Source organism: Aquamicrobium sp. LC103, from assembly GCF_001014615.2.
GTDB lineage: Bacteria > Pseudomonadota > Alphaproteobacteria > Rhizobiales > Rhizobiaceae > LBCQ02.
In genome coordinates this window covers 54415-78521 of sequence record NZ_LBCQ02000007.1, presented here as the reverse complement: position 1 = coordinate 78521, position 24107 = coordinate 54415, and the positions used below count along the sequence as shown (strand labels likewise).

Genomic DNA, 24107 nt, shown 5'->3' with positions numbered 1-24107 from the left:
TCATCAAATGTCGAGCAAGGCGAGCAATCACAAGGGGCGTCGGGCGGACTCCAAATCGGAAGCCGGCAAATCCGCTCCCGCGAAATCAGACGGTACCCTGGCCTTCACCCTGACGGCTGGCGCCCTCGGCCTCGGAATCAGTCTCCTCGAGCAGGAAAGGGCGGCAGCCGCCAATCTGAGCCAGGACGACCATCAAAACGCGAGCTCGCCCGACGAATCGCTGCGAGCCGAAGCTCAACCGACGATCGTCGGACATGCGACATATGACGGGCAGGAGATCGCCGTCAGCATGACCGCGGCGGACCCCGACCAAGCGGCGATGAATGCAGGCGTCGACATGGCGGCCCTGAACATGCCGCAGCCGGCGGATGTCGCGGCGGCGGAAACGGCTGCGAGCGATGCGCAAGCCGCAACGCCTCCGATCCAGCAGGAGGATGGAGGCAACGGCATGCCGGCCCAGAGCTCGCAGGACGCGGCCCAGCTCGTCGCGGCGGTCGGGACCGAGTCCGGCCCGGCAGCGAGCGCCGGAGGCGGCAGCGGCAGCGCGTTGCTGCCGGATGTGGCGGCTCCCGTGACCCAGGTCACCGAGCCCGTCGGATCGGGGTCGGAGATTATCGATCCGATAACGGATATCATCGGCGGAAACGACGGTTCGGACGGTCAGTCGGGCCTCCTGCCCGGAGTGATCGACGTCGTAGCCGGAGAAGAGGGTCTTCTCCCGGGTGTAATTGACGCCGTGGCCGGCGAAGACGGTCTCCTCCCCGGTGTGGTCGATATCGTCGCCGGCGAAGACGGCCTGCTTCCCGGCGTGGTCGACATCGTGGCCGGCGAAGACGGACTTCTCCCGGGAGTGGTGGACGCCGTTGCCGGCGAGAATGGCCTTCTCCCCGGTGTGGTGGATATCGTGGCCGGCGACGATGGCCTGCTTTCCAACGTGGTCGGCGCGGTGACCAGCGAAGAGGGGCTCCTGCCCGGCGTTGTCGACGCCGTTGCCGGCGAGAACGGCCTCCTGCCGGGCGTGGTCGACGTCGTGGCCGGCAAGGACGGACTTCTGCCCAATCTGGTCGGATCCGTCGCGGACACGGCCGGCAAGGTCGGCGACACGCTCGTTTCCACCGTCTCCGGACTGGGAAATCTCCTGGGAGGAACCGTGGACGCCCTGACCAAGGGCATATCGTCGGTGACTGACGGGTTTGGTGCGGATTCGAGCGACCAGACGGCGCAACCGAGCCTGACCACGACGGAAGCCTCCGTTTCGGCATCGGCCGGGGACCAACCGGATATATTCGAGGCGGCCCATCAGGCCTTGCAGCTTACGGAAGGGCTGCTGGGGACGCTCGCTCCATTGCTGACGTTCATAGGCCAGCCGAACTTCGATGCGGCCGAGCATCCCGATCTCGGCAATTCCCACGGCTCCCTGTTACACGGACTAACCTAGATTTACCGTTTCGCCCACGGAGCGGCATTGCCGCTTCGGCGCGCGAAGGGCAGGATGCGCGCCAAGCCACGCGCGGGCGGCCTCGCGATTCGGTCTGGCTCGCTGCCCCTCCCCGCGCCGCTGGTATTGAGACCGCTACTTATGCGCATGTGAAGAGAGATGAATTTCTGGAAGAAGTGGTTCCGAGATATCGACGGCAGCAAACGGGGCGACGTGCGAGCCGAAGTGAAATTCGGAGTTCTCACCTTCGGCTACGACAGCTTCGCCAATTTCCGCGAAGAACTTTCCAGCCAGGGCTATTACGAGACAAATCTCGGCGACAACGCCCAGTCGATCGCCGTCCGCCATGTCTACCGGCAGCTCGGCATTCACGACGATCAGATGGTCGACATCAATCGCGACGCGCTGCCTCAGTATGACGGCGAACCTGCCATTCTGCTGATGAATGGCGTGTTTTATTCGTCGTGTTTCCCGTTGCCGGCCGCGATCACGCCCGTTTTCATAGGGTTCCACGCTTCAGAACAGGTGATCAAGGAACAACAGGAACTGCTTAGAAAGCACCAACCCATCGGCTGCCGCGACGAGGCGACGACCGCACGGATGAAAAAGCACGGTATCGACGCTTTCACGACGGGTTGCGCGACCTTGACCCTTCCGCGTCGAGAGGAGGAGCCGAAGACGCCGAAGCTGCTGATCGTCTACGGGCGCAATGCCGGTCGCCTGCCGCCGGTGGTGTTCAGGAGCATACCCGAACGTCTTCTCGCCGACGCGGACCTTATCTACCACCGTTTCCACGAAAGCCGCTTTCCGCTCGACGCGGAAATGCAGCGAGAAGCGGAACGCCATGAGGAGGCGCTGTTCGCCCGATATCGGCGGGAGGCGACGCTGGTCTTGACGTCGCTTCACCACGTCGCGACACCGTGCATGGCGTTTGGCATCCCGACCATCATCTGCAGGGTGCGCAACGATGCGCGTTTCAGCCTGATAGAAAAATGGGCGCCTATCTACACGCCTGACAAATTTGAACAGATCGATTGGTATCCGCCCGCTGTCGATGTGAGTGCGGTGCGAGCGGACTTCCTGCAGGCGGCCAGACAAAAAATCGCGACGGCGCGCCGGTAAGGGGAGATGAACCTCCGTTCTGCAATGCAACGAACACCCTTCGGTTGTGTAAAAATAGAGCCAACTAAGAAAATCTATCTTTTATGGCAATAACTCGCCGGTCTCAAAACCGATCAGACGGTCTTGATTAGTGAATTGACTTTCCAGAAGGTAGCCACGATCACCTATTGGGTTGTTTCGTTGGGAGGTACACATGCCCGAGAGTGCCCGCGCCTTGACGCCGATGTGCAATGTGTGTGGAAGCACCCGCTTCGAGAGATTCAGGACGCGGCCAAATGCAAGATGCTCGGAATGTCTTTCGATGGAAAGAACCCGAATTTTTCAGCTTATTCTCGATGAAGAAAATATTCTACGGCGAGGTCAGCAGGTTTTTCATCTGGCACCGGAGGCAGGTCTCGGAAGAAACATAAAGAAGATCGTCGGAAGCGGTTATAACGCGTACGATCTCAATCCAAAGATGTACCCAGACGACCTAAATGTCCAATCATTCGACCTTGTAACCGATGCAGAAAAACTTCCAACTGAGAATTTTGATCTCATCCTTCATTGCCACGTCATGGAGCACGTTCCTTGCGACATAACGTCGGTGATGTGGCATCTTCATCGTGCTTTGAAACCCGAAGGCAAGCATATCTTCTGCGTGCCGATCATGCCCGGAAACTATGCCGCTGACTTCGGAAGCTTGTCGAGGGAGGAGCGCACCGCGCGTTTTGGGCAGTTCGATCATGTGCGCAGATATGGCCCCAAGGATTTCGACAGAGTGCTGGGGATGGCTTTTAATTTGAGACCCTACAAATTGCACGGCGCAATGCTGGAAAAGATGGCTCGCCATAATATTCCAGAAGGGTCAGCAAGCAAACTAGACAGCAATACTTTCTTCATTCTCGAAAAGGACGATTTAAAACTTCGGGAAAGAACCGGGAGAAGCGAAGTGAAGATTTTTAGTCGAAACGCGAAAACCCCCGCCGAAAAAATCGAGGACACGCCGAACGAGAAATCCAGTCACCATCACACGGCGCTCGACGTCGTAATTGCCGATTCCCCGTTGATTTCGGACCGACTGAAGAATTCCTTCAAGGCCGGTAACTACGAGGTCAATGAAGCAAAAGCGATGATTGCGATGCTGACCGGCGGCGAGCGCATTCTTGAACTTGGAGGCGGTGTTGGGGTGGTTTCTTCAGCCATCAACAAAGCGCACAGGATCGCGGCGCATCACGTGGTTGAAGCCGACGCGAGGCTAATTCCCGTGATGAAGGAAACACATCGACTGAACGGCGTTTCCAACATCGAAGTCCACAATTGCATTGTTACCTCGGACCCCCAACAAATCGAGCAAGGTTCGGTACGTTTTGCCCTGGCTCCCAACTACACCGCGAACTCTACAAAAACCGTCGGCATCGGGCGCAGCGAGGTAGAAGTTCCGGTCGTTTCGCTCGAAAAGATGGTCCAGCTAGCGCGACCCAATGTGCTTCTCTGCGATATAGAGGGCGCTGAAGTGGAGTTGTTGCGCGGAGCCGACCTCTCGATGTTCGATTTCGCCTTGATCGAAATTCACCCGCCCATCATTCATGCAGCCGGCATTCGCACCGTGTTCGATGCGATGCACACCAACGGACTCGTCTACGAACCCGCACATTCATCTGGAATTTTCCTTGCATTCCGTCGTTCGGAAACGGCTACGGAGGACACATGGAAAGCGACAGCGGACCTCCGGTGGAACAAACCGAAGCCGCAGGCGCAACCCGAATTGCAGCAACGTTGGGAAAGCAGGTCCGGCGGATCGGATTGGCGCCCGATTCCTCACTGAGTGCCTAGCCCACGGCATCCGCGCGCGACGCGAAACGTCCGGTTGTTCGAGCCACCGAATCATTCCGGGAGGTTTCCCTCGGAACGGGCATCGCGCGCCGTTCCGCCTCGCGCCTTGCCGGCGGAGGCACGCGAATTTTCGCCGTTGCGGCGGCCGCGCTGGTTCGCCCACCAGACGACGGAGCGCCTGCGCGCGCGCCTGATCATGGCGAATTCATAGGAAAGCACCAGGATGCCGAGCGGAATCATCCAGAAGCCGAGCACGGGCAGGAAGCCGAAACAGCCGAGGACGACGAGCGCCGCCCCGATCGCGATGCGGCCGCGGCGCGACCGCGGCATCGAGAAATCGCGGCCTAACACCGATATCTTGCGCTTTGGACTGGTTTCCTGATCCTGCATTGCCGTCGTTTCTACGATGTTTCGAAGCGTGCCGCCGCCATGCGTCCGCACGACATCGATATGCACATTGAATTGTGGCGTTACCAGCCCGGAATCTTGGGAGGATGCGGCCAAAACGCCCTGCCCGGCAATTTATGTCGGCAAATTGAAGATTGGAGCTTTGCAAAGCGGAAAACTGTTTGCTATAGGCAGCCTCGTTCTCGCGAGCAGGCTGTTCCCCGGTAGCTCAGCGGTAGAGCAACCGGCTGTTAACCGGTTGGTCGCTGGTTCGAATCCGGCCCGGGGAGCCACTTTGGTTCAACAATCACGAATTTCCAGCCTCGCTGTCTCCATGCGGCTCCGCACGGACGGACAAATCTCATCGGCGAAATGAAGGGCGGCGGGAGCTGGTTCGCATGTTCAATTGCCACGGAATGCTCGCCCACCCTATACTCGCCCCGTGCTAAACATCTTCAGGGCCGGGCGTGCGGCGCTCCTTCCGGCCGGGCTGGGCCTCATTGTCGGATCCTCCATCGTAACCGGTCTCTTCTGGGAGAGAGCGGCGGAACACGCGCTGCGCCAGGCCGGCGAGCAACGCCTCAGTCTGGTTGCCGCCTCGGTGCGGTCGACCGTCCTGCAGAACAGCCATCTGCCGCTCGCCGTGGCGCTCGACCCGGATTCGCGCGATGCGTTGCTGTCGCCCCGTGATCCGCGGATCATCGACAAACTTAACGGCAAGCTCGATCTCCTGAGCAATGCCTCGAGCGCGGCCGCCCTTTACGTCATGGACGCCAACGGGCTGACCATTGCGGCCAGCAACTGGAACGAGCCGACATCGTTCCTTGGCCAGAACTATAGTTTCCGATCCTACTTCACGCTGGCGATGGAGCAAAAGCACGGCGCCTTCTACGCCATCGGCGCGACGACCAGCCGCCCGGGATATTTCCTCTCGCAGGCCGTGGAGGCCGATGGCAGGGTCGTCGGCGTCGCGGTGGTCAAGGTCGAATTCGATGAAGTCGAAGCCGTCTGGGCCGATGCCGACGAATCCGTGCTGGTGACCGACGCGAACGATATCGTGTTCCTGGCGAGCGACGCGGCGTGGAAGTATCGGGCGCTCTCGCCGCTTTCGGAAGACGCCCAGGACGAAATCGCGCGGACCCAGCAATATGCGGGGCGGCCGCCGCCTCCCCTGCCCCTGGAGACCGTGGGCGGCGACGCGGACAATCCGCATCTGCGCGTCGATGGGAATGAACGCGTGTTCCTCTCCCAGTCCGCGCGCCTGCCGGAGCTCGGCTGGGTGGTGCACCACATGACCGGAACGGAACCGGTGCGCGCGGCGCGGCGCGACGGCATGATCATCGGCGCCAGCGCATCCGCCCTGATGCTCGCGCTCGTTCTCGCCTTCATGCAACGCCAGCGCATCCTGACCGACGAGCGCAACGCGCGCGTGCTCCTGGAAGACCGCGTGAACCTGCGCACACGCGAGCTGACCGACGCCAACCGGCAGCTCATGACGGAGATCGGCGAACGCGAGCGTGCCGAGGCCGGGCTTCGCGCCGCGCAGGCGGAATTGCTTCAGGCCGAGAAGCTCGCCGCCCTCGGGCGCATGTCGGCCGCGATCGCGCACGAAGTCAACCAGCCGCTGGGTGCGATCCGGACCTCGGCGGCGAGCGCGGCCATGCTGGTGGCGCGCGGGGAACAAGGCGAGGTCACCGCCACGCTGGACCGCATCGGCCAGCTCGCCGCCCGCGCCGCCGCCATCACCGGCCATCTGCGCGCCTTCGCGCGCAAGGGCGGGCAGGCGGCACGCCGGCCCTTCCGCGTGGACATCGCTCTCGAGCGCGCGATCGATCTCTCCCGCAACGCGATCCGGGAGGCGGGGCTGACGCTGGCGGTGAACGCCCCGGCGATCACCGCGCTAGGAAGCGCGGTGCCGTTCGAGCAGGTGGCGGCGAATCTGGTCCGCAATTCCATCGACGCCGTCAAGGGCATCACCGATCCCCGGATCCAGGTCACGGCGGCGCATGACGGCCGGCACGTGGTCGTGACGGTTGCCGACAACGGACCCGGCTTCCCGGAGGCCGACCTCGACAAGGTGTTCGATCCGTTCTTCACCACGAAGGAGGTCAATGAGGGGATGGGACTGGGCCTTTCCATCTCGTATGGGATCATCAGCGAGTTCTCGGGCTCCATTCGCGCGGAAAACCTGCCGGGCGGAGGAGCGCGGGTAACCGTCAGGCTCGACGCGGCACGCGCGGAGGAGAGGCTATGAACCGGAAGGCAAGGGTGCTGTTCGTGGACGACGATCCCGCCATGCGCGAATCGGTCGAGCAGTTCCTGCGGCTGGCCGGCTTCACCCTCACCATCGTCGCGTCGGGAAAGGAGGCGCTGTCGCATCTGTCGGCGGATTATCCGGGCATCGTCGCAACCGACTTGAGAATGCCGGGAATGACGGGTGCCGAGCTCCTCGAGCAGGCGCAGGCGATCGATCCGGAACTGCCCGTCGTCGTCATCACCGGCCATGGCGACATCGAGACGGCCGTCGAGATGATGCGGCGCGGCGCCTACGACTTCATCGAAAAACCATTCGATCCGGCCCGCTTCTCCGAAACGCTGTCCCGCGCGGCGGAGAAGCGGCGGCTGGTGCTGGAAAACCGCAGGCTCCGGCAGGCCGCTTCGGACGGGGCGCTGGCCGGGCGCATCCTCGGCACCTCGCGCGCCGCGCAGGATCTGCGTGATGCGGTGGCCGAGATCGCCGCGACGGACGTCAGCGTCGTCCTGCACGGGGAAACCGGTGTGGGCAAGGATCTCGTCGCCCGCGCCATCCACGAGGCGAGCGGACGCGCCGACGGCAATTTCGTCGCGATCAACTGCGCTGCCATTCCCGAGACGATGGTGGAAAGCGAGCTGTTCGGCCACGAGCAGGGCGCGTTCACGGGCGCCGTTCGCGCGCGCATGGGCAAGATCGAGCATGCCGACGGCGGAACGCTGTTCCTGGACGAGGTTGAATCCATGCCGCTGGCCATGCAGGCCAAGCTGCTGCGCGCGCTTCAGGACCACGAGGTGGAGCGGCTCGGCTCCAACCGTATCGTGCCGGTGGACCTGCGCACCATCGCCGCCAGCAAGACCGACCTGGTCGAGGCGGGTCGGGCGGGGACGTTTCGCAGCGACCTTTTCTACCGTCTCGCCGTGGTCGAACTGCGCATCCCCCCGCTGCGCGAGCGCAAGGACGACCTCTTGCTCCTGTTCGAGCATTTCGTCGCCCGCGCCGCCGAGGCCCATGGGCGGGAACCCAAGCAGATCACGGCGCCGGTCGCCGCGACGCTGATGGCCAATGACTGGCCGGGCAACGTGCGCGAGCTGCGCAACGCCGCGGAGCGTTACGCGCTGGGCTTCTCGAAATCGATAGCGGTCGACCCCCTCGCCCCGCCGGAAGGCGGGCGCCCCGGCCGCTCTCTTGCCGAACGCGTGGAAACGTTCGAACGCTCCGTCATCGAGCGCAGCCTCGCCCGCGCGGGCGGCTCGATCATGACCGTCATGGAAGAGCTGCAGATTCCGCGCCGGACCCTCAACGAGAAGATGGCCCGCCATGGCCTGTCGCGGCCTGGGCAGCCCGACGATACTCGGCAAGATTCCGCCGACTGATACGCCGCGATCGGCGGAAACCTGCTCCTCCTTCACTCGCCCTGCCCGGAATCCATTGGCTTTTCCGTTTGGCACGCCCCTTGCTGCGAGGTTCGGCGAGGGCCATCCGCGGCCTTCGATCTTGCCGGCGCGCGTCGCGGCACGACATGGGAGGAGACCGGCAGGTGCCGGTCAGGTCGGATTTCTCCGAGCGCCCCCTCCATGTCCGTCCGTACGCCGTCAAAGAAAAACCCAGGGAGGGTTCCGAATGAAAATCGTGAAAGCGGCGCTTGTCGCCGCATCTGTCGCACTTGCCGCTCCTGCCTTCGCGCAGCAGCAATTGTCGGTTGCGACCGGTGGAACGGGTGGCGTCTACTATCCGATCGGCGGCGGTCTCGCCGAACTCATCAACCGGCATCTCGACGGCTATTCGGCCGTCGCGGAAGTCACCGGAGCCTCGGTCGAGAACGTCGCCCTGGTCCATCGCGGCGATAGCGACATCGCCATCGGGCTGGGCGACAGCGTCTATCAGGGCTACACCGGCACCGGCCAGTTCGAGGGCCGCCAGGCCGCCTCGATGCGCGTTCTGGCCTCGGTCTATCCGAACGCGGTGCAGATCGTCGTTCCGGCCGACTCGGCCATCCAGTCGATCGAGGATCTGCGCGGCAAGCGCGTCTCGGTCGGCGCGCCGGGCTCGGGCACGGAGCTGAATTCCCGCGCCCTGCTCCAGGCCGTGGGCATGAGCTACGAGGACCTCGCCGCCGCGCAGCGCCTCAACTTCAACGAGACCGCCGACGCGCTGCGCGACAACGACATCGACGCCGGCATCTGGAGCGTCGGTCCACCCACCTCGTCGATCATGAACCTCGCCGCGACGCGCAACATCCGTCTGATCCCGGTTTCCGAGGAGCAGGTGGCGGCCGCGCGCGAGATCGAGCCGATCTTCGCGCCCTATACGCTGCCTTCCGGCATCTATGACGGCGTGAGCGAGGATGTCGGCACCGTCGGCATCCCGAACGTCTGGTTCGTCAGCGAAGAGATGGACGACGACCTCGCCTATGAGATCACCAAGCTGATCTACGACCGGCATGCCGACCTGGTCGCCATCCATCCGGCGGCCAACGACACGACGGTCGAGTTCACCATGGCGTCAAGCCCCGTCCCGCTGCATCCCGGCGCGCTGCGCTACTACGAGGAGATCGGCGCGGACATTCCCGACCATCTGCGTCCCTGAGACCTTCTCGGTCATGCGGAAGCGCATATCACGCCGTGCGGGCGGCGGGCTCATGCCCGCCCTCGCCCTTTGCGCCTGGGCGGGTCAGGCCGCCGCTGCCGGCATCGTCGAGGTCGTCGGTGCATCGGGCGCGCCGATCGCGCGCGTCGAGGCCGACGAATGGTGCATCGCCTGGAACCATTCGGTCGCGGGCTTCGAAGTGCGCGACTGCTACGCGCTCCGCGACGGCAGGATGGTGCTGGAACATAGCCACCAGCCGGATTTCGCGGCAGGCCTCGGCCACATTCCCGGCCGGGGAACCCAGCGCTCGGATGGCGCCGGCGGATACCGGATAGAGGGTATCGGCGAAGCCGTCCCCGGAAATTGCTACCGCCTGCGCGTCGGCTCGGCCTCCGTCGATCACCGGCTCGTCGCGGGCGACACGAATATCAGCCTCACGGCACTGGCAGCGGGCGAAAGCGTCGCCATACGCGCCGGAAGTGCCCAAACGGGAAATCGAACATGCTGAACAGGTTTCTGAAACCGGCGACGCCGAAAGCCGCGGCGGGCGACGCGGGTGCCGGCCTCGTCGAGCCGCCCGCGCTCGCGCAGCCCTGGCTCGTCGCCAAATTGATCATCGTCCTTTCGGTCGGCCTCTGCCTCTTCCAGCTCTACGGCGCGGGCATCCAGCCGCTGAGCCTCTTCTACCAGCGCTCGATCCATCTGGCCTTCATCATGATGATCGCCTTCCTGATGTTCCCGGCCTATGGCCGGCACAGGGAACGCGGCATCTCGGGCGCGCTGATCGACATCGCCTTCTTTGCGGCCGCGATCGTCTCCGGCTTCCACATCACCGTCAATCTCGACGCGATCTTCGCGCGCGCGGGCTTCTGGACGCAGACCGACATAGCGGTGGGCGTGCTCGCGGTCGTGACGCTGCTGGAGGCGAGCCGCCGCGTGGTCGGTCTCGGCATCACCATCATCGGCCTCGTCTTCATCCTCTACGCGCTGGCGGGGCCGCGCGGCTCCCTGCCCTGGCTGGGCGAATTCCTGCCGGGCATCCTCTCGCATCGCGGCTACAATGTCGAAAGGCTGGTCGCCCAGCTCTATCTCGGCCAGGAAGGCATATTCGGCCTGCCGCTGGGCGTGGCGGCAACCTATGTCTTCATCTTCGTGCTGTTCGGCGCGGTGCTGGAGGTGACGGGCGCGGGCAAATTCTTCATCGACCTCGCCTATGCCGCCACCGGCCGCAAGCGCGGCGGACCGGCCAAGGCCGCCGTCGTCGCCTCCTGCGGCATGGGTTCGATCACCGGCTCGGCCATCGCCAATGTCGCGACGACCGGCCCCTTCACGATCCCGCTGATGAAGCGCCTCGGCTACAAGCCGTCGCAGGCCGCGGGCGTGGAAGCCGCCGCCTCCACCGGCGGCCAGATCACGCCGCCGCTGATGGGCGCGGGCGCGTTCCTGATCGCCGAATATACCGGCATCCCCTACATCGAGATCGTCATGGTCTCGATCTATCCGGCGATGCTCTACTTCCTGACCGTTTATCTCTTCGTCCACATCATCGCCATCAAACAGGGCATGAAAGGCCTGCCGGCGAGCGAACTGCCTTCCGTGCCGCAGGTCATGCGCGAGGGCTGGCATTTCCTCGCGCCGCTTGCGCTGCTGATCTGGCTGCTGGTGCTCGGCCTGTCGCCGATGCGCGTCGGTTTCTACGCCATCGTCGCGATCCTGGCGGTCACCGCCCTTCGCTTCGTGGTCGAGGTCGCGACGGCACGCCGGCACGGCTCGACGCCGGCCGAAAAGCTCGCCGAATATGGCGGAACGCTCGGCGTGACGCGCGGCACCGCCTCCAAGCTGGTCGAGGCGTGCGAGGTGGGAGTCCGCTCGGCGCTGACCGTGTCGCTCGCCTGCGCGGTGGGCGGCATCATCGTCGGCGTCATCGGCCTCACCGGGCTCGGCCTGAAGTTCTCGTCGCTGATGATGAGCTTCTCGCAGGGCAACATCGTGCTGGCGCTCCTTTTGGTGCTGATCGCGAGCCTGGTGATCGGCTTCGGCCTGCCGGTGACGGCGAGCTACATCGTGCTGATCATCCTCGTCGGCCCGGCCATGAGCGCAGAGTTCGGCATCCCGCTCCTGATCGTGCACCTCGTCGTGTTCTGGTACTCGCAGGATTCCAACGTCACCCCGCCGATAGCGCTCGCCGCCTTCGCGGCCTCGGCGATAGCGGGGTCGAAACCGGTCGAGACGAGCTTCCAGGCGTGGAAATTCGCCAAGGGCCTCTACATCATCCCGCTCTTCATGGTCTTCAATCCGGAGATCATCGTCGGCGGGCCGGTGCCGCTGGTCATCTGGAACGGCTTCGTGGCCCTGATCGCGCTGGTCGCCTTCGTGGCGTTGCTCGAAGGCTACCTGTTCGAGCGCATCGGCTGGGTGGAGCGCGCGATCCTCGCCGCCGCCGGCATCGGCTGCCTGTGGCCGAGCGTTCCGGCCGAGATCGTCAGCGTCATCGCCATCCTTGCTATCCTCGGCAGGAACTACATGACGGCGCGCCGGACCGGCGCGCTCGCCCCGGCCTGACCCGGCACCGCCATATGCCCGGCGTGCCATCGGCGCCGGGATGCGGTCGGTTGTAGCCACATCGCGATCATGGTGCGGGCATTTGTGCCCGCACTTGCCTGATGGCTGATCGCAAGCTTCAGGCCACCCACTCACATTCCCGATGTCAGATGTTCAGCAGGCGTCTGGCATTATCCTTGAGGACGAGCGGCCGGACCTCGTCGCGGATATCGAGCTTCTCGAAGTCGGCCAGCCATCGATCGGGCGTTATCGCCGGCCAGTCCGAGCCGAAAAGCATCTTCTTCCTCAGGATGGTGTTGACGTATTGAACCAGGATCGGCGGAAAGTATTTCGGCGACCATCCCGACAGGTCGATATAGACGTTGGGCTTGTGGGTGGCGACCGACAGCGCTTCCTCCTGCCACGGAAAGGAGGGATGCGCGGCGACGATCGGCATGTCGGGAAAATCGGCGGCCACATCGTCGAGATGAATGGGGTTGGAATATTTGAGGCGCATGCCCATGCCTCCTTTCATCCCCGCGCCGACCCCGGTCTGCCCGGTATGGAACAAGGCGATGGCGCCCTCCTCCGCGATCGCCTCATAAAGCGGATAGGCGAAACGATCGTTGGGATAGAATGCCTGCATCGTCGGATGAAATTTGAAACCGCGCACGCCGAATTCGCGCACCAACCGGCGCGCCTCCCTCGCACCCACCCGCCCCTTGGCGGGATCGATCGAGGCGAAGGGAATCAGGACGTCCGAGTTCTCGGCCGCGATACGCGCGACCTCTTCGTTGTCGTAGCGGCGAAAGCCGGTTTCGCGCTCGGCATCCACCGGAAAGATCACCGCGCCGATCTTGCGCTGCCGATAGTAGTCGGCCGTCTGCTGCACCGTCGGCAGATGATCGCCGCCCGCCGGATTGCGAAAATACCTGGCCATTCCGGCCTGGAATTCGTCATAGCCGTCATCGCGAGGACCGCAGCAAGGCTCTTCCGCATGGGTATGAAAGTCGATGGCAACGAGATCGTCGACGTTCACTGGTCTTCCTCCGTTTCAAGTCCGATATGTTTGCGCAGCAAGCTGATGAGCTCGGCCTGCTCGCTTCGCGACAGCTTTCCCGTCGCTTCGGGCGCAGGATCGAAAAACGCGGATGCGTTCACCTTGACGAGCTTCGCGCCGGCAGGTGTCAGGGTCAGCGCAAGGCCGCGCCGGTCGTCGTCGGGCACCGTCCTCTCGACCACGCCACGGGCATGGAGATTGCGGACCAGCTTGGTCATGTGCGCGCGCTTGATGGAAAGCCGACGCGCGACGACGCCCTGCCTGATCCCCGGATTGAGATGGATGACCCACAGGACGGAAAACTCGCCGGGCTTCAGGCCGATGTCACCGAATTTCCCGAAAAATACCTCATACTCCCGGATCTGCGCGATCCGCAGGAGGAATCCGAGAGTTTCGGGAAGCCGTCCCAGATCGACCCCGTCATCGACGAGCGCGCCCTCGGACGGCCGACCTCGCGGCGCGGCCATTCACTTGTCTCCGCCTCGAGGAACGTCCAGCCGAACCGCCCGCTTCTCCAGAAACGCGCGCAGCCGGGCTTCCGCCTCGGGAGAAGCGGCCGTGAAGGATGAAATGAACGATTCCACGAAAAGCCCATCCGCCCGCGACATGTCCTGAATGCGTGGCAGGGCGTTTATCACGGCGTAATTCGACAACTCGGCGTTTCCAGCCGCCTTGCGTGCCAGCTCGCAGGCTTTCGCCAGCGCCGCGCCCTCGTCCACGACATACTGCGCGAGGTTCCAGCTTGCGGCTTCGTCGGCGCTCGCCACCCGCCCCGTGAGCATGAGATCGGTCATCCTCGCGACACCCATCAGCCGTGCAATCCGCACGGACCCGCCTCCGCCGACGAAAATACCGCGCTGTCCTTCCGGCAGGGCGAAAAAGGCGCCGCGGTCGGCGACGCGTATGTGGGTGGAAGCGGCCAGTTCCAGCCCGCCGCCGATCACCGCGCCGTGCAGCGCCGATATCCAGGGGATCGATCCATGTTCGATCATATCGAAGATCGCATGCCAGCGACGCGATCCGCGGACCCCTTCGATCGGCGTCTTGTCGACATGTTCGGCGAGATCGAGACCGGCGCAGAAATGATCGCCCGCGCCGCGAATGACCGCCGCCTTCGCTTCCCCGTCTGCCCGCTGCACGGTCACGGCAAGGGCTTCGACCATCCGGTCGCTGATGGCGTTGCGTTTCTGCGATCTCTGGAGGGTTACGATCGCGACGTCGCCGTCCAGCACGTAACCGACCGGCTCGCGCTCGTCATCGGCCGGATTTTCGGGGCGCGCCCCGGCGGGTTTTTCACTCTTCGACAAAATCCACTCCCGTAATTTGTTTCCATGTAGACAAATTTCCATCCCGCCATCAAGATGGCTTGGGCCGAAATGAAATTTCGTTCGATGGCCGGGAGGAGCTCGAATGTCCATCAACCGGCATGACGCCGTCGATCGGGAGCAAGAAAACCTGTTCTGGTCGCCGCGCATCGAAAGCGAAACGCGGGCCGATCGGAGCATCATCATCCGGCAGATCGATCCGCTCGGCCCTTATCCCGACCGGGTGACGACGCCGATGCTGCATTGGGCCGAAGCCGCGCCGGATCGCGTTTGGATGGCGCAGCGCGTCGACGGTGGACCGTGGCGCAAGGTGACCTATGCCGAGGCGCTCGCCCGCATCAGAAATCTGGCGCAGGCTTTGATCGATCTCGACCTTTCGGCCGAACGCCCATTGCTGATCCTGTCCGAGAACGACATCGAGCATGCGCTTCTGGCGCTGGCCGCGCAGCATGTCGGCATACCTTCCGCGGCGATCGCGCCCGCCTATTCGCTGGTCTCCGACGACTTCGCCAAGCTGCGCCTCGTCAGGGATCAACTGACGCCAGGCCTCCTGTTCGCCGCCGACGGCGCTCGCTACGCCCGCGCGATCAACACCGTCTTCGGCAACGACGTCCCCCTGGTCTCGACACGCAGCGAAGTGGAGGACCGGCTCTCGCTCAAATTCGAGGATCTCGCGGCAAAGCCGGCCGGGCCTCGCGTCGATGCGGCCCATGAGGCGATAACGCCGGACATGCCGGCCAAATTCCTGTTCACGTCCGGCACGACGGGTGCGCCAAAGGCGGTGATCCAGACGCACGGAATGCTTTGCGCAAATCAGGAAATGATCGCCGATTGTTACGCCTTCCTGCGCCGCGAACCGCCGGTGATCGTCGATTGGGCGCCATGGAACCACACCGCCAGCGGGACGAAGGTCTTCAACATGGCGCTGTTCAACGGCGGCACCTATTACATCGACGAAGGCCGGCCGGCGGCGATCGGCGAGACGATCCGCAACCTGCGCGAGATTTCGCCGACCTGGTATTTCAACGTGCCCGCCGGCTACGAGGCGCTCGTCGAATCCATGGAATCGGATCCGGAATTGCGGCGCAGCTTCTTCCGGCGGCTTCGCATGATGCTCTATGCGGGCGCCGGAATGTCGAAGCCGGTATGGGATCGTCTGAAGGAGATGTCCTTCGCCGAAACCGGAAAAACGGTGCTTCTGGGCTCAGGGCTCGGCGCCACGGAAACCTCGCCCTTCGCGATGATGTGCATGGAACCACAGGACATGCCGGGCAATATCGGCGTGCCCGCGCGCGGCGTCACGCTCAAGCTCGTCCCGTCCGACGGACGGCTGGAGGCCCGCATCAAGGGGCCGCTGGTGACGCCGGGCTACTGGCGCGATCCGGAATTGACGGCGAAGGCGTTCGACGAGGAAGGTTTCTACCGGCTGGGCGACGCCCTGCGCTACGCGGTGCCCGGCGACGCCGCCGGAGGATTCGTCTTCGACGGCCGCATCGCGGAGAACTTCAAGCTGCAGACCGGCGTCTGGGTGGCCGTGGGCCCGTTGCGCGAGGAACTGGTCAACAGGATGGAGGGGCTCGTCTCCGACGCGGTCATCGTGGGCGAGGACCGCGAGAAGCTGGGCGCCATCCTGATCCCGTTTCTTCCCGCGTTGCGGACATTGGCCGACGCTCCCGCCGACGCGGGGATCGATGCCCTGGCACGGCTGCCCGTCGTGCGCGACAGGATCGCCGAACGACTGAATGAGCACGCCACGGCGGCGACCGGGTCGGCAAGCCGGATCGTCAAGGCGCTGTTCCTGGATAGGCCGCTCAGCTTCGACAAAGGCGAAGTGACCGACAAGGGGTCGGTCAACCAGCGCGCCGTGCGCACCAACCGGATGGACCTCGTCGAAGCGTTATACGGCGATGATCCGCGGGTCATCGACATTCGAAGGTAAGGGCCCCGCCCTGACCGTGCGAGAATCCCGCCGCGATCGCCCGATGCCGGCCAATACTTTCACATCGTGGCTTGGCAACCAGAGGAACGAGAGCGGGAACAGGATGCCGCGCCCCGACGACGGGCGGGACGCGCAACGCCGTGACCGGCCGCCCCGGTCGACTTCATTCCTGGATCGCGACGATTTGCTTGGGGTCGATCTCCAGCCAGGCAGGCGCTCCGACTTCATGCACATCCGCCGGAGGTGCCGCCACCTTGAATTCCGCATCGCTGTTGCTTGCCTGGAAGACGTAGTCCCAGGTCTCGCCCAGGAAGGCCGACTGCTTGACCGAGCCCGGCAGCTTGATGCCGGAACCGTCGTGCGGCTCGCTTGCCGATAGCCGCATGGCCTGGGGACGGATAGACGCGGTGACCGGACCGGCCGTCACCTGCTCGGGCAATTGACCGACCGGAACGCTGAACCCGTTGAAGTCGACGATGTCGCCGGTGCGCGTGCCGGAAACAAAGTTGGTGCGACCGATGAAGCTGGCGACAAAGCGGGTTTTGGGCCGCGTATAGAGTGCGTAAGGCGTGTCGACCTGTTCCATGCGGCCATTGTTCATGACGGCGATGCGATCCGACGTCACCATGGCTTCGGCCTGATCGTGCGTTACATAGACGGAGGTAATGCGGAACTCGTCGTGCATCCGCTTGATCTCGAAACGCATCTCCTCGCGCAGATTGGCGTCGAGATTGGAGAGCGGCTCGTCGAGCAGCAGAACCGCGGGACGGATGACGATCGCGCGGGCGAGTGCCACGCGCTGCTGCTGGCCGCCCGACAGCTCCGAAGGATAGCGATCGGCCAGATGGCTCATGCGCACCACCTCCAGCATTTCGCCGGCACGCTGCTTCACCTCGTGACCGGGCAGCTTGCGTAGCTTGAGCCCGAAGCCGACATTCTGCGCAACCGTCATGTTGGGCCAGATCGCGTAGCTCTGGAAGATCATCGACATGCCGCGCTTTTCCGGCGGGAGCGAGCCCGACGGATCGGACAACACCTTGCCGTCGAGCTCGATCGAGCCCGCATTCGGATCGATGAAACCGGCGATCATGCGCAGCGTCGTCGTCTTTCCGCAGCCCGACGGGCCGAGCAGCGAGACGAATTCTCCCGGCTTTATATGCAGATTGACATCACGCACCGCGTCGAACGTTCCGAACCGGCGTCCGAGTTTTCTCAGGACAAGACCTTCCATTATTGCCTCCTCAGCATGAAATCGCGTCCGAGATAGCGGAAGCCGACCGCGACGACCGCGACGATGATCAGCAGAAGCAGCGTTCCGAGCGCCGCAAGTGTTTCGAGTTGACCTTCCTCGCTCAGATCGAGCAGCACCACCGAGACCACCCGCGTCGTCGGCCCGACGAGAAAGATCGCGGTCGACAATTCCTGGGCGGCGGGCACGAAAATCAGAAGCCAGCCACCGGCCAGCGTGCGCTTGAGCAGCGGCGCCACCACGCTGCGCACCGCTTCGAGTCGGCCGCCGCCGAGGATGCGCACCGCGTCTTCCATCTCGGGATGGATCGCACGGATCCCGGCGGCGCTCGTCGTGAAGGCGATGGGGAGAAACCGGGTTACGAAGGCCAGAACGAGGATCGTATAGGTGCCGTAGAGTGCCAGCGGCGGAAAAGCGTAGGCCGCATAGAAGCCGATCGCCAAAACGATGCCGGGAATGACGAAGGGCGATACCGCGATGAAGGCGAGCGCGCTCGAGAAAGGCAGGAGCTTGCGCTGGACGATATAGCCGATGCACAGCGCCAGCAGGATCGCCGCAGTGGCCGCGACCGCGCCGACCGAAACGCTGGTGATCAGCGCCTTCTGCGAACTCGAATGCTGGAAGAGCACATAATAGAAATTCGACAGCGTCAGCCCGTCGAACGAAAAGGACGTCCAATTCTTGCTGAAAGCGGCCATCAACAGAACGATCAGCGGCATCAGCACCGCGAGCGCCACCACGACGAAGCAATAGCCGAACATCGCCCATCGCCATTTGCCGAGCTTGACCAGACGCCGCTCACCACCCTTGCCGCTGATCGACGTATAACCCTTGCGGTTGAGAACGAGGCGCTGGAGGCCGAGCAGGCTCATCGTGATCAGGAGCAGCGGAATCGAATAGGCGGCCGCGACTTCCACGCGCAGCGGAAAGCTGAAGAACTCGGCGAGTTGGATCACGACCACCGGATAACGCGCCGGAATGGAAATCAGCGCGGGCACGCCGTAGAGCGCGATCGCCCCGAGGAACGAGATCATCGCGCTGCCGATGATTGCCGGCAGCACCAGGGGAAAGGTCACCTTCATCGCCGTCTTCACCGGCCCCGCGCCGAGCATGTTGGCGGCGTCCTCCATCTCGGAGGAGATCATCTCGAATGCGGTGCTGACGAAAACGAAGACCAGGAAGAAGCCGCCGATCGACGTGACCAGGACCAGGCCCCAGAAGCTGAAGACATTGACCAGCGGCTCGCTCGATTGGCTCAGCGCGTACCAGGCACGATTGATCCATCCCGTGTTCGGGCCAGCCAGCAATATCCATCCGACCGCGCCCAGATAGGGCGGCAGAATGAAGGCACCGAAGACGCCGTAGCGGACGAAGTTCTTGCCGGGCATGTCGGTGCGCGTGCACGCCCAGGCCAGCGGAACACCGAACAGAAGTTTCAGCACCACCACCGCCGCGCCCATCTTGAGCGTGTTGGTCAAGGCGGTGACGTGGCGCTCGTGGCCATAGGCTTCGACATAGTTGCCGAGCGTCCATCCCCCGGTAGCGCCGTCGGTGAAGCTCGTGACCAGCAACATGGACATCGGAGCCACGACGAGTACCACCAATATGGCGGCGAGAAACAGCCACAGCAGGCTCGAAGGTTGAAGACGCTGGAACCAGGATAGCTTCTGCGGCACGGGCGTTTCGCCGCTCCACTCCACCGATGTGCTTTGAAAGGACGTCATCGCATGAACTCACATGTTTTCGCCGCGACGGGACGCGCCGGGCCAATCCGACCGCTCGGCGCGATGCTGCCGGCATCGCCGGAAAGGACGGATTGCCAAAGAGCGGCGGCTCAGATGCCGAACGTGTTGCGGAACTTCGTCTGGATTTCGGGCACGCGCGCCATGCCTTCCTCGATCGGAATGACATTGGTGCGGTAGCTGTCGAGCGGCCGCATGCCTTCCGCCAGCGGCACCCCTTCGCGCAGCGGGTAGCGATAGTCCGACGCCAGATACTCCGAAATCTCCGGCCCGAGGATGAAGTTGACGAAGAGGCGGGCGGCATTGGGGTGCGGCGCATCAGACATCACGCCGGTTACCGATGGCGGCATCAGCGCGCCATCCTCCGGAAAAACCGCTGCGATCGGCGAGTTTTTGCCGCGTGCATCGGCTTCGATGAGCGAGAGCGGCGCCAGGGCGACCTTGCGTTCGCCCGTCACGACGAGATTGTGTCCATCGGCGACGGACCGCCCGATCTGCGGTGCGTTTTCTTCGAGCTTCTCGAAGAACTCCCAGCCATAGAGATCCTCGATCATGACTGTCCACAGCCCGACGCTGCCGGAGAAGCCGGGATGGCCGATCGCGACCTGGTTCTTCCATTTCGGATCGTAGAGATCGGTCCAGTTCTTCGGCGCTTCCTCTTCCGACACCAGCCTGGTGTTGTAGGCAATGACGAGCGGCGACACGCCCGACGTGATCCAGTAGTTTTCCGGGTCCGCCATTTCGCGCATCGCCGGAACCATGTGCTCGAGGTTCTCCGGCGCGTATTGCGCAAGGGCGTTCTGTTCCTTGAGCCTGTACATCTGGCCGTCGTCATTCGTCGACATCACGTCGGCCTGCAACGCGCCGGCCTGCAGTTCCTGCTGGATGCGTTGGAAGACGACCTGGCCCGAGGCACGCACCGCATTGCAGCCCACACCCGGATATCGCTCGATGAATTGCGCGCAGATACCGTCGGCGAATTCCGTGGTGGTCTGCGACACGTACCAGGTTATCGTACCCTCGCCCTTGGCTGCTTCGTAGAGCTCGGTCTCGGCAGCCGTCATTTCGCCGGCGGCGGCCCCTCCGAGCGGCAGCGCAACTATCAGCGCTGCGGCAGCGATCGACTTCAAACAAGTCATTTCAGTCTCCTCCCAAAAACCGGGCCCCTTCTTGGCGCCCTATTCACCGTCGCTCGATAGGACCGGCCGCTCCAATCCGATCCTTCCTCACCAGGTTCGGCGGCCTCCCGACCGAACTAGAACCGACCTCCCCACACAGCGCGAGTGCGCTTGCATGCCTTTCGCGCTAGGTTTTCGTTTTCAGCGCGGTATCCACGCGGCGTATCGCGGCGAGAAAATCTCCGAAGGACTCGCCCTGAATCACGACGTGCGCCCGCATCGCATGCTGCGCCGCCGTAGCGTCACGATTGCGGATTGCCTCCAGCACGGCGCCATGCTCGGCGCGCGAGCGCCCGATCCGTCCGGGAACGCGAAGCTGGAGGCGCCGATACGGCTTCAGCATGCGCTGGAGCGCGAAAGCCTGCCCGGCGAGAAAGCTGTTGCCGCTTGCTTCGTAGATAAGCTGGTGGAAGCGCTCATTGGCATAATAATAGTCGTCGGGCGCGCCCTCCTCCTCGGCGCGTATGCAGGCCGCCTGCGCGTCTTCCAGTTCCTCAAGCTGATCAGGCTGAATACGCCGGCTTGCCAGGCGGACGCACATCGCCTCGAGTTCGCTCGCCACCTCGAACATCTCAACGAGTTCGCCGATGTTTCGCCGTGTCACGAAAGCCCCCCGATGCGGCGCTATCTCGACCAGCCCCATCGCCGAAAGCTGATTGATGGCCTCGCGAACCGGAGTGCGCGAAACGCCGTAACGGGTCGCCAGCTTGACTTCGTCCAGCCTGTCGCCCGGCACATGGTGGCCCGTCACGATGTCCTGTTCGATTGCGTCGCGGACGTTGACCTTCGCCTGTTTCAGGGCCTTCGTTCCGACGTTCATATCGCGTCTTTCTGCAATTGCGAACCGGCGGCCGTCGAGTCGCCCTTGACGCCTAGTCGCAGATAGCGGGCTGCCGAGATCGCGGCCGTGACGCCGTCGCCCGCGGACGCGGCCAGATGTGCGACTGATTGCGAGCGGATGTCGCCGGCCGCGAATATCCCGGGCCGCGAGGCGTTCATGCCGAGATCGACCGCGATGCGCCCGTCGCCGTCGCGCCGCACGAGCTCGCCGAGAAAGCCGGCGGCAGGCTCAAGCCCGACATAGACGAAGACCGCGTGGCAAGGCAGGTCGCGGACGTCGCCAGCGGCCGAACGCAGCCGCACATGGCTCACCCCGACGTCGCCGCAGATCGCTTCGACCTCGGTATGGGCCAGAAACCCGATCGCTTCTTCCGCCTGGCATTTGTCGACCAAGGAGCGGCGCGCGGTCGGTTCCGCGCCTCGATGAACGATCACGACCTTCGCGACGTGAGCCGCCAGCGACAGCGCCTCGTCGAGCGCGGAATCCCCGCCGCCGACGACGCACACTTGCCGCCCGCGCAGTATCGGCCCATCGCAGGACGCGCAATGCGACACGCCCTTGCCCTCGAATGCTTCCTCACCCTCGACACCGAGCTTGCGCCGCACGGACCCGGCGGCCACGATCACGGCGCGGGCATGGAATTCACCCTCGCTGGCGGTGACGATGAAACCGTCGCCATCCGCGGCGACCCGCTCGACCGTGTCGAGCATGAGTTCGACCCCTGCCTCGTCGGCCTGAATCTGCAGCATCGGGCCCAGCTCGTATCCGGCGACGCCTTCGGAGGGACCCGGGAAATTCTCGATACGATCGACCGTGCCGATCTGGCCGCCGGCGCCGAGACTGTCGACAAGCAGCGTCGACAGTCCGTGCCGGGCGGCGGTGGTCGCCGCGTTGAGCCCCGCGACCCCCGCTCCGATCACGACGACGTCGAATTCCCGCATGCTCATCGCCATTCGTCGACCGACACGGTCGTCCGATAATGCGCGCCCATGATCTGCCAGTAGCCGTTCGTCTCGCCGCCGACCACCACGACGTTGATGTCCTTCTCCTGGAAGATCGGGATAAGCTCGTCCGGTGCCGCCTTCAGCTTCGTGGCCAAGGGCTCTTCGCCGAACGTCGCGCGCGGATAGATGTAGTTCTGGACCAGTTGGAGGTCCCAGAAGCGGCCCGCCGGCATCCGAGCCGTCTCGAATAGCCAGCGTATGAGCGCGGACTTGTCGACGAAACCGCCTCGGTCGACGAACTGGCGCGCGCAGATCGGGTCGAGCACGAGCACCGGCGCGGTAATGGCATCGGTGCCGAGCAGCATGTCGCGCACATGCTCGCGCCAATAGGTAGCACGCAGGCCCAGGCTGAATGTCGTCGTGCGGCAACCGTGGAAGATGCTCACGGTGCTGTCGCCGGCATTGAAACCTTTCTGTACGTGAAGCGGCTCCCAGGGGCTGCGCTCCTCGTTCTCGGCGAAGGTCAAATTGTTGTAGGTGTAGTTGCTGCCGAGCGAGCCCATGAAGGTCTCACCGGGAACCGAACCGCCCTGCAAATTCTGCGACAGGAGGCCGAAGGCACGGCCGATGGTGGCGTTGGCGTGATTGTAGGGGCCAAGCGCGCCGACGCCGCAATTCATGCCGATCTGGTGACGGATCGGCCCGTTTACCACCGCCATCGCCGACGCCGAGCTCGAGGTCGAACCGCGTGCGGAGACCTGCGCCGCGGCGAGCGCTAGAATGACTGGAAAATATTCCGGATCGGCTCCCGCCATCACGGCGTTCACGGCGACTTTCTCGACCGTATATTCCCACAGGCCGCGATTGGTCGTGGGTTGCATGCGGCCGACGACCTCGTCCGGCTTGCGGCTGGTCGCGGCAAGCATGTCCGCAACCCTGGACTCGGTCGGCAGAACGATCGGCAGCTTGTCGGTCCAGTCGTTGCGAAGGAAGGCCGCGTGGAGGTTGTCCTCCGTGTCCGGCTCCACCAGACGAGGTGTCGACCGGTCGGAGCTGGCATCCGCATCCCCCGCGGCAAGGCCGACGGTCAGCCCTTCGACGATCTCCCGCATCACGGGCTTGCCGGTCACGGGATCGTTGCCATCGACATAGGCGCGCAGTTCCTCGGCGCTCTTGCCCATCACCGGCTGGGGGACGAAGACCAGCGGCGCCTGTGGAAGACCGCCCATCTTGGTCACCGAGCGGACCACCCGGTCGAATTTCTCGGTGTGGACGGCAACCGTCGGCACGCCGTATTTGGTCTCCAGCGTGATCGCATGGGTGCTGACGGCAGGGGCGCATGTGCTGCAATGGCCGACGCCGATGATCGCCGCGGCGCCATGGTCGCGGATTTCTTCCCACAGTTGCGGATCGTCCTTGGCATAGGTGCTGGCCATCGAACGCAGCCGCGTCTCGACGCCGGGCATATGGGCGGCAAACCAGATCTGGATTTGCTTCAGCAGCTCGGCCGAATCGTCGAAGCGGCTATCGATCAGGTAAACGACCCTTCCTTCCAGGGTCGGAGGCCGGTCCGCCGCGCTTTTGCGGGTCACCTTCGGAGGATAGCCAACCGGATTGTGCACTGAAACGAGCTGTTCGGCGCTGTCCTCGCGAGGCGAATGAAGCATTGGTTTCCTCCCTTTAATT

19 protein-coding genes and 1 tRNA gene are annotated in these 24107 nt (G+C 63.9%); 10 read left to right on the top strand and 10 right to left on the bottom strand.

The window, feature by feature from the left end; all coding sequences use genetic code 11:
- The first annotated feature begins 7 nt into the window (after positions 1-7).
- From XW59_RS14855 to XW59_RS14845, 3 genes are all read left to right on the top strand, one after another.
- Positions 8-1438, top strand: a complete 1431-nt coding sequence (locus XW59_RS14855; RefSeq protein WP_052958191.1) for a hypothetical protein — start codon at positions 8-10, stop codon at positions 1436-1438.
- 159 nt (positions 1439-1597) lie between these two features.
- Positions 1598-2560 (top strand): polysaccharide pyruvyl transferase family protein, encoded by a 963-nt coding sequence (locus tag XW59_RS14850; RefSeq protein WP_047146291.1) that lies wholly within the window; start codon positions 1598-1600, stop codon positions 2558-2560.
- Between the two features lie 301 nt (positions 2561-2861).
- Positions 2862-4367, top strand: coding sequence for an FkbM family methyltransferase (locus XW59_RS14845; RefSeq protein WP_170990159.1), 1506 nt, complete (start codon positions 2862-2864; stop codon positions 4365-4367).
- A gap of 59 nt (positions 4368-4426) precedes the next feature.
- Here the strand turns inward: XW59_RS14845 and XW59_RS14840 are convergent, their stop codons facing one another.
- Positions 4427-4765 carry a hypothetical protein gene (locus tag XW59_RS14840; protein WP_246666102.1) on the bottom strand — a complete coding sequence of 113 codons (339 nt, stop codon included), beginning with the start codon at positions 4763-4765 and terminating at the stop codon, positions 4427-4429.
- Positions 4766-4980: 215 nt separating this feature from the next.
- Between XW59_RS14840 and XW59_RS14835 the strand changes: the two genes are divergently transcribed.
- The 6 genes from XW59_RS14835 (at position 4981) to XW59_RS14810 (ending at position 12164) form a co-directional block, all read left to right on the top strand.
- Positions 4981-5055, top strand: a tRNA-Asn gene (locus tag XW59_RS14835).
- Between the two features lie 149 nt (positions 5056-5204).
- Positions 5205-7016: an ATP-binding protein gene (locus tag XW59_RS14830; RefSeq protein ID WP_052958192.1), complete on the top strand. Its 1812-nt coding sequence runs from the start codon at positions 5205-5207 to the stop codon at positions 7014-7016.
- Positions 7013-8389 carry a sigma-54 dependent transcriptional regulator gene (locus tag XW59_RS14825; RefSeq protein ID WP_047146293.1) on the top strand — a complete coding sequence of 459 codons (1377 nt, stop codon included), beginning with the start codon at positions 7013-7015 and terminating at the stop codon, positions 8387-8389. Before XW59_RS14830 ends, XW59_RS14825 begins: the two co-directional genes overlap by 4 nt.
- A 247-nt stretch (positions 8390-8636) precedes the next feature.
- Positions 8637-9602: a TAXI family TRAP transporter solute-binding subunit gene (locus XW59_RS14820; RefSeq protein WP_047146294.1), complete on the top strand. Its 966-nt coding sequence runs from the start codon at positions 8637-8639 to the stop codon at positions 9600-9602.
- A gap of 13 nt (positions 9603-9615) precedes the next feature.
- Positions 9616-10110, top strand: a complete 495-nt coding sequence (locus XW59_RS14815) for a DUF1850 domain-containing protein (RefSeq protein ID WP_047146295.1) — start codon at positions 9616-9618, stop codon at positions 10108-10110.
- Positions 10104-12164 carry a TRAP transporter fused permease subunit gene (locus tag XW59_RS14810; protein ID WP_137327032.1) on the top strand — a complete coding sequence of 687 codons (2061 nt, stop codon included), beginning with the start codon at positions 10104-10106 and terminating at the stop codon, positions 12162-12164. The genes XW59_RS14815 and XW59_RS14810 overlap by 7 nt, the downstream gene beginning before the upstream one ends.
- 145 nt (positions 12165-12309) lie before the next feature.
- Here XW59_RS14810 and XW59_RS14805 read toward each other — a convergent pair whose 3' ends face one another.
- From XW59_RS14805 to XW59_RS14795, 3 genes are read right to left on the bottom strand one after another with little or no spacing between them, the layout of a single operon-like run.
- Positions 12310-13182: an amidohydrolase family protein gene (locus XW59_RS14805; protein WP_047146296.1), complete on the bottom strand. Its 873-nt coding sequence runs from the start codon at positions 13180-13182 to the stop codon at positions 12310-12312.
- The gene (locus XW59_RS14800; RefSeq protein WP_047146297.1) at positions 13179-13670 is read right to left on the bottom strand and encodes a MarR family transcriptional regulator; all 492 of its coding nucleotides are present in this window, start codon (positions 13668-13670) and stop codon (positions 13179-13181) included. Before XW59_RS14800 ends, XW59_RS14805 begins: the two co-directional genes overlap by 4 nt.
- Positions 13671-14510 carry a crotonase/enoyl-CoA hydratase family protein gene (locus XW59_RS14795; RefSeq protein ID WP_246666101.1) on the bottom strand — a complete coding sequence of 280 codons (840 nt, stop codon included), beginning with the start codon at positions 14508-14510 and terminating at the stop codon, positions 13671-13673. It abuts the gene before it with no gap.
- A 103-nt stretch (positions 14511-14613) separates the two neighbouring features.
- Between XW59_RS14795 and XW59_RS14790 the strand changes: the two genes are divergently transcribed.
- On the top strand, positions 14614-16467 hold the full coding sequence (locus XW59_RS14790) for a feruloyl-CoA synthase (protein ID WP_047146298.1): 1854 nt from the start codon (positions 14614-14616) through the stop codon (positions 16465-16467).
- 163 nt (positions 16468-16630) lie between these two features.
- Here XW59_RS14790 and XW59_RS14785 read toward each other — a convergent pair whose 3' ends face one another.
- The 6 genes from XW59_RS14785 to XW59_RS14760 form a co-directional block, all read right to left on the bottom strand.
- On the bottom strand, positions 16631-17698 hold the full coding sequence (locus XW59_RS14785; protein ID WP_047146299.1) for an ABC transporter ATP-binding protein: 1068 nt from the start codon (positions 17696-17698) through the stop codon (positions 16631-16633).
- Positions 17698-19440 carry an iron ABC transporter permease gene (locus XW59_RS14780; RefSeq protein ID WP_047146300.1) on the bottom strand — a complete coding sequence of 581 codons (1743 nt, stop codon included), beginning with the start codon at positions 19438-19440 and terminating at the stop codon, positions 17698-17700. The genes XW59_RS14785 and XW59_RS14780 overlap by 1 nt, the downstream gene beginning before the upstream one ends.
- Positions 19441-19550: 110 nt before the next feature.
- Positions 19551-20597 carry an extracellular solute-binding protein gene (locus XW59_RS14775; protein ID WP_082137626.1) on the bottom strand — a complete coding sequence of 349 codons (1047 nt, stop codon included), beginning with the start codon at positions 20595-20597 and terminating at the stop codon, positions 19551-19553.
- A 166-nt stretch (positions 20598-20763) separates the two neighbouring features.
- A complete protein-coding gene (locus XW59_RS14770) occupies positions 20764-21456 on the bottom strand; it encodes a GntR family transcriptional regulator (protein ID WP_047146302.1) in 693 nt (230 codons plus the stop codon).
- A complete protein-coding gene (locus tag XW59_RS14765) occupies positions 21453-22424 on the bottom strand; it encodes an FAD-dependent oxidoreductase (protein WP_170990158.1) in 972 nt (323 codons plus the stop codon). The genes XW59_RS14770 and XW59_RS14765 overlap by 4 nt, the downstream gene beginning before the upstream one ends.
- Complete coding sequence (locus tag XW59_RS14760; protein WP_052958194.1) at positions 22421-24088, bottom strand: hypothetical protein; 1668 nt, start codon at positions 24086-24088, stop codon at positions 22421-22423. Before XW59_RS14760 ends, XW59_RS14765 begins: the two co-directional genes overlap by 4 nt.
- Positions 24089-24107 lie beyond the last annotated feature (19 nt).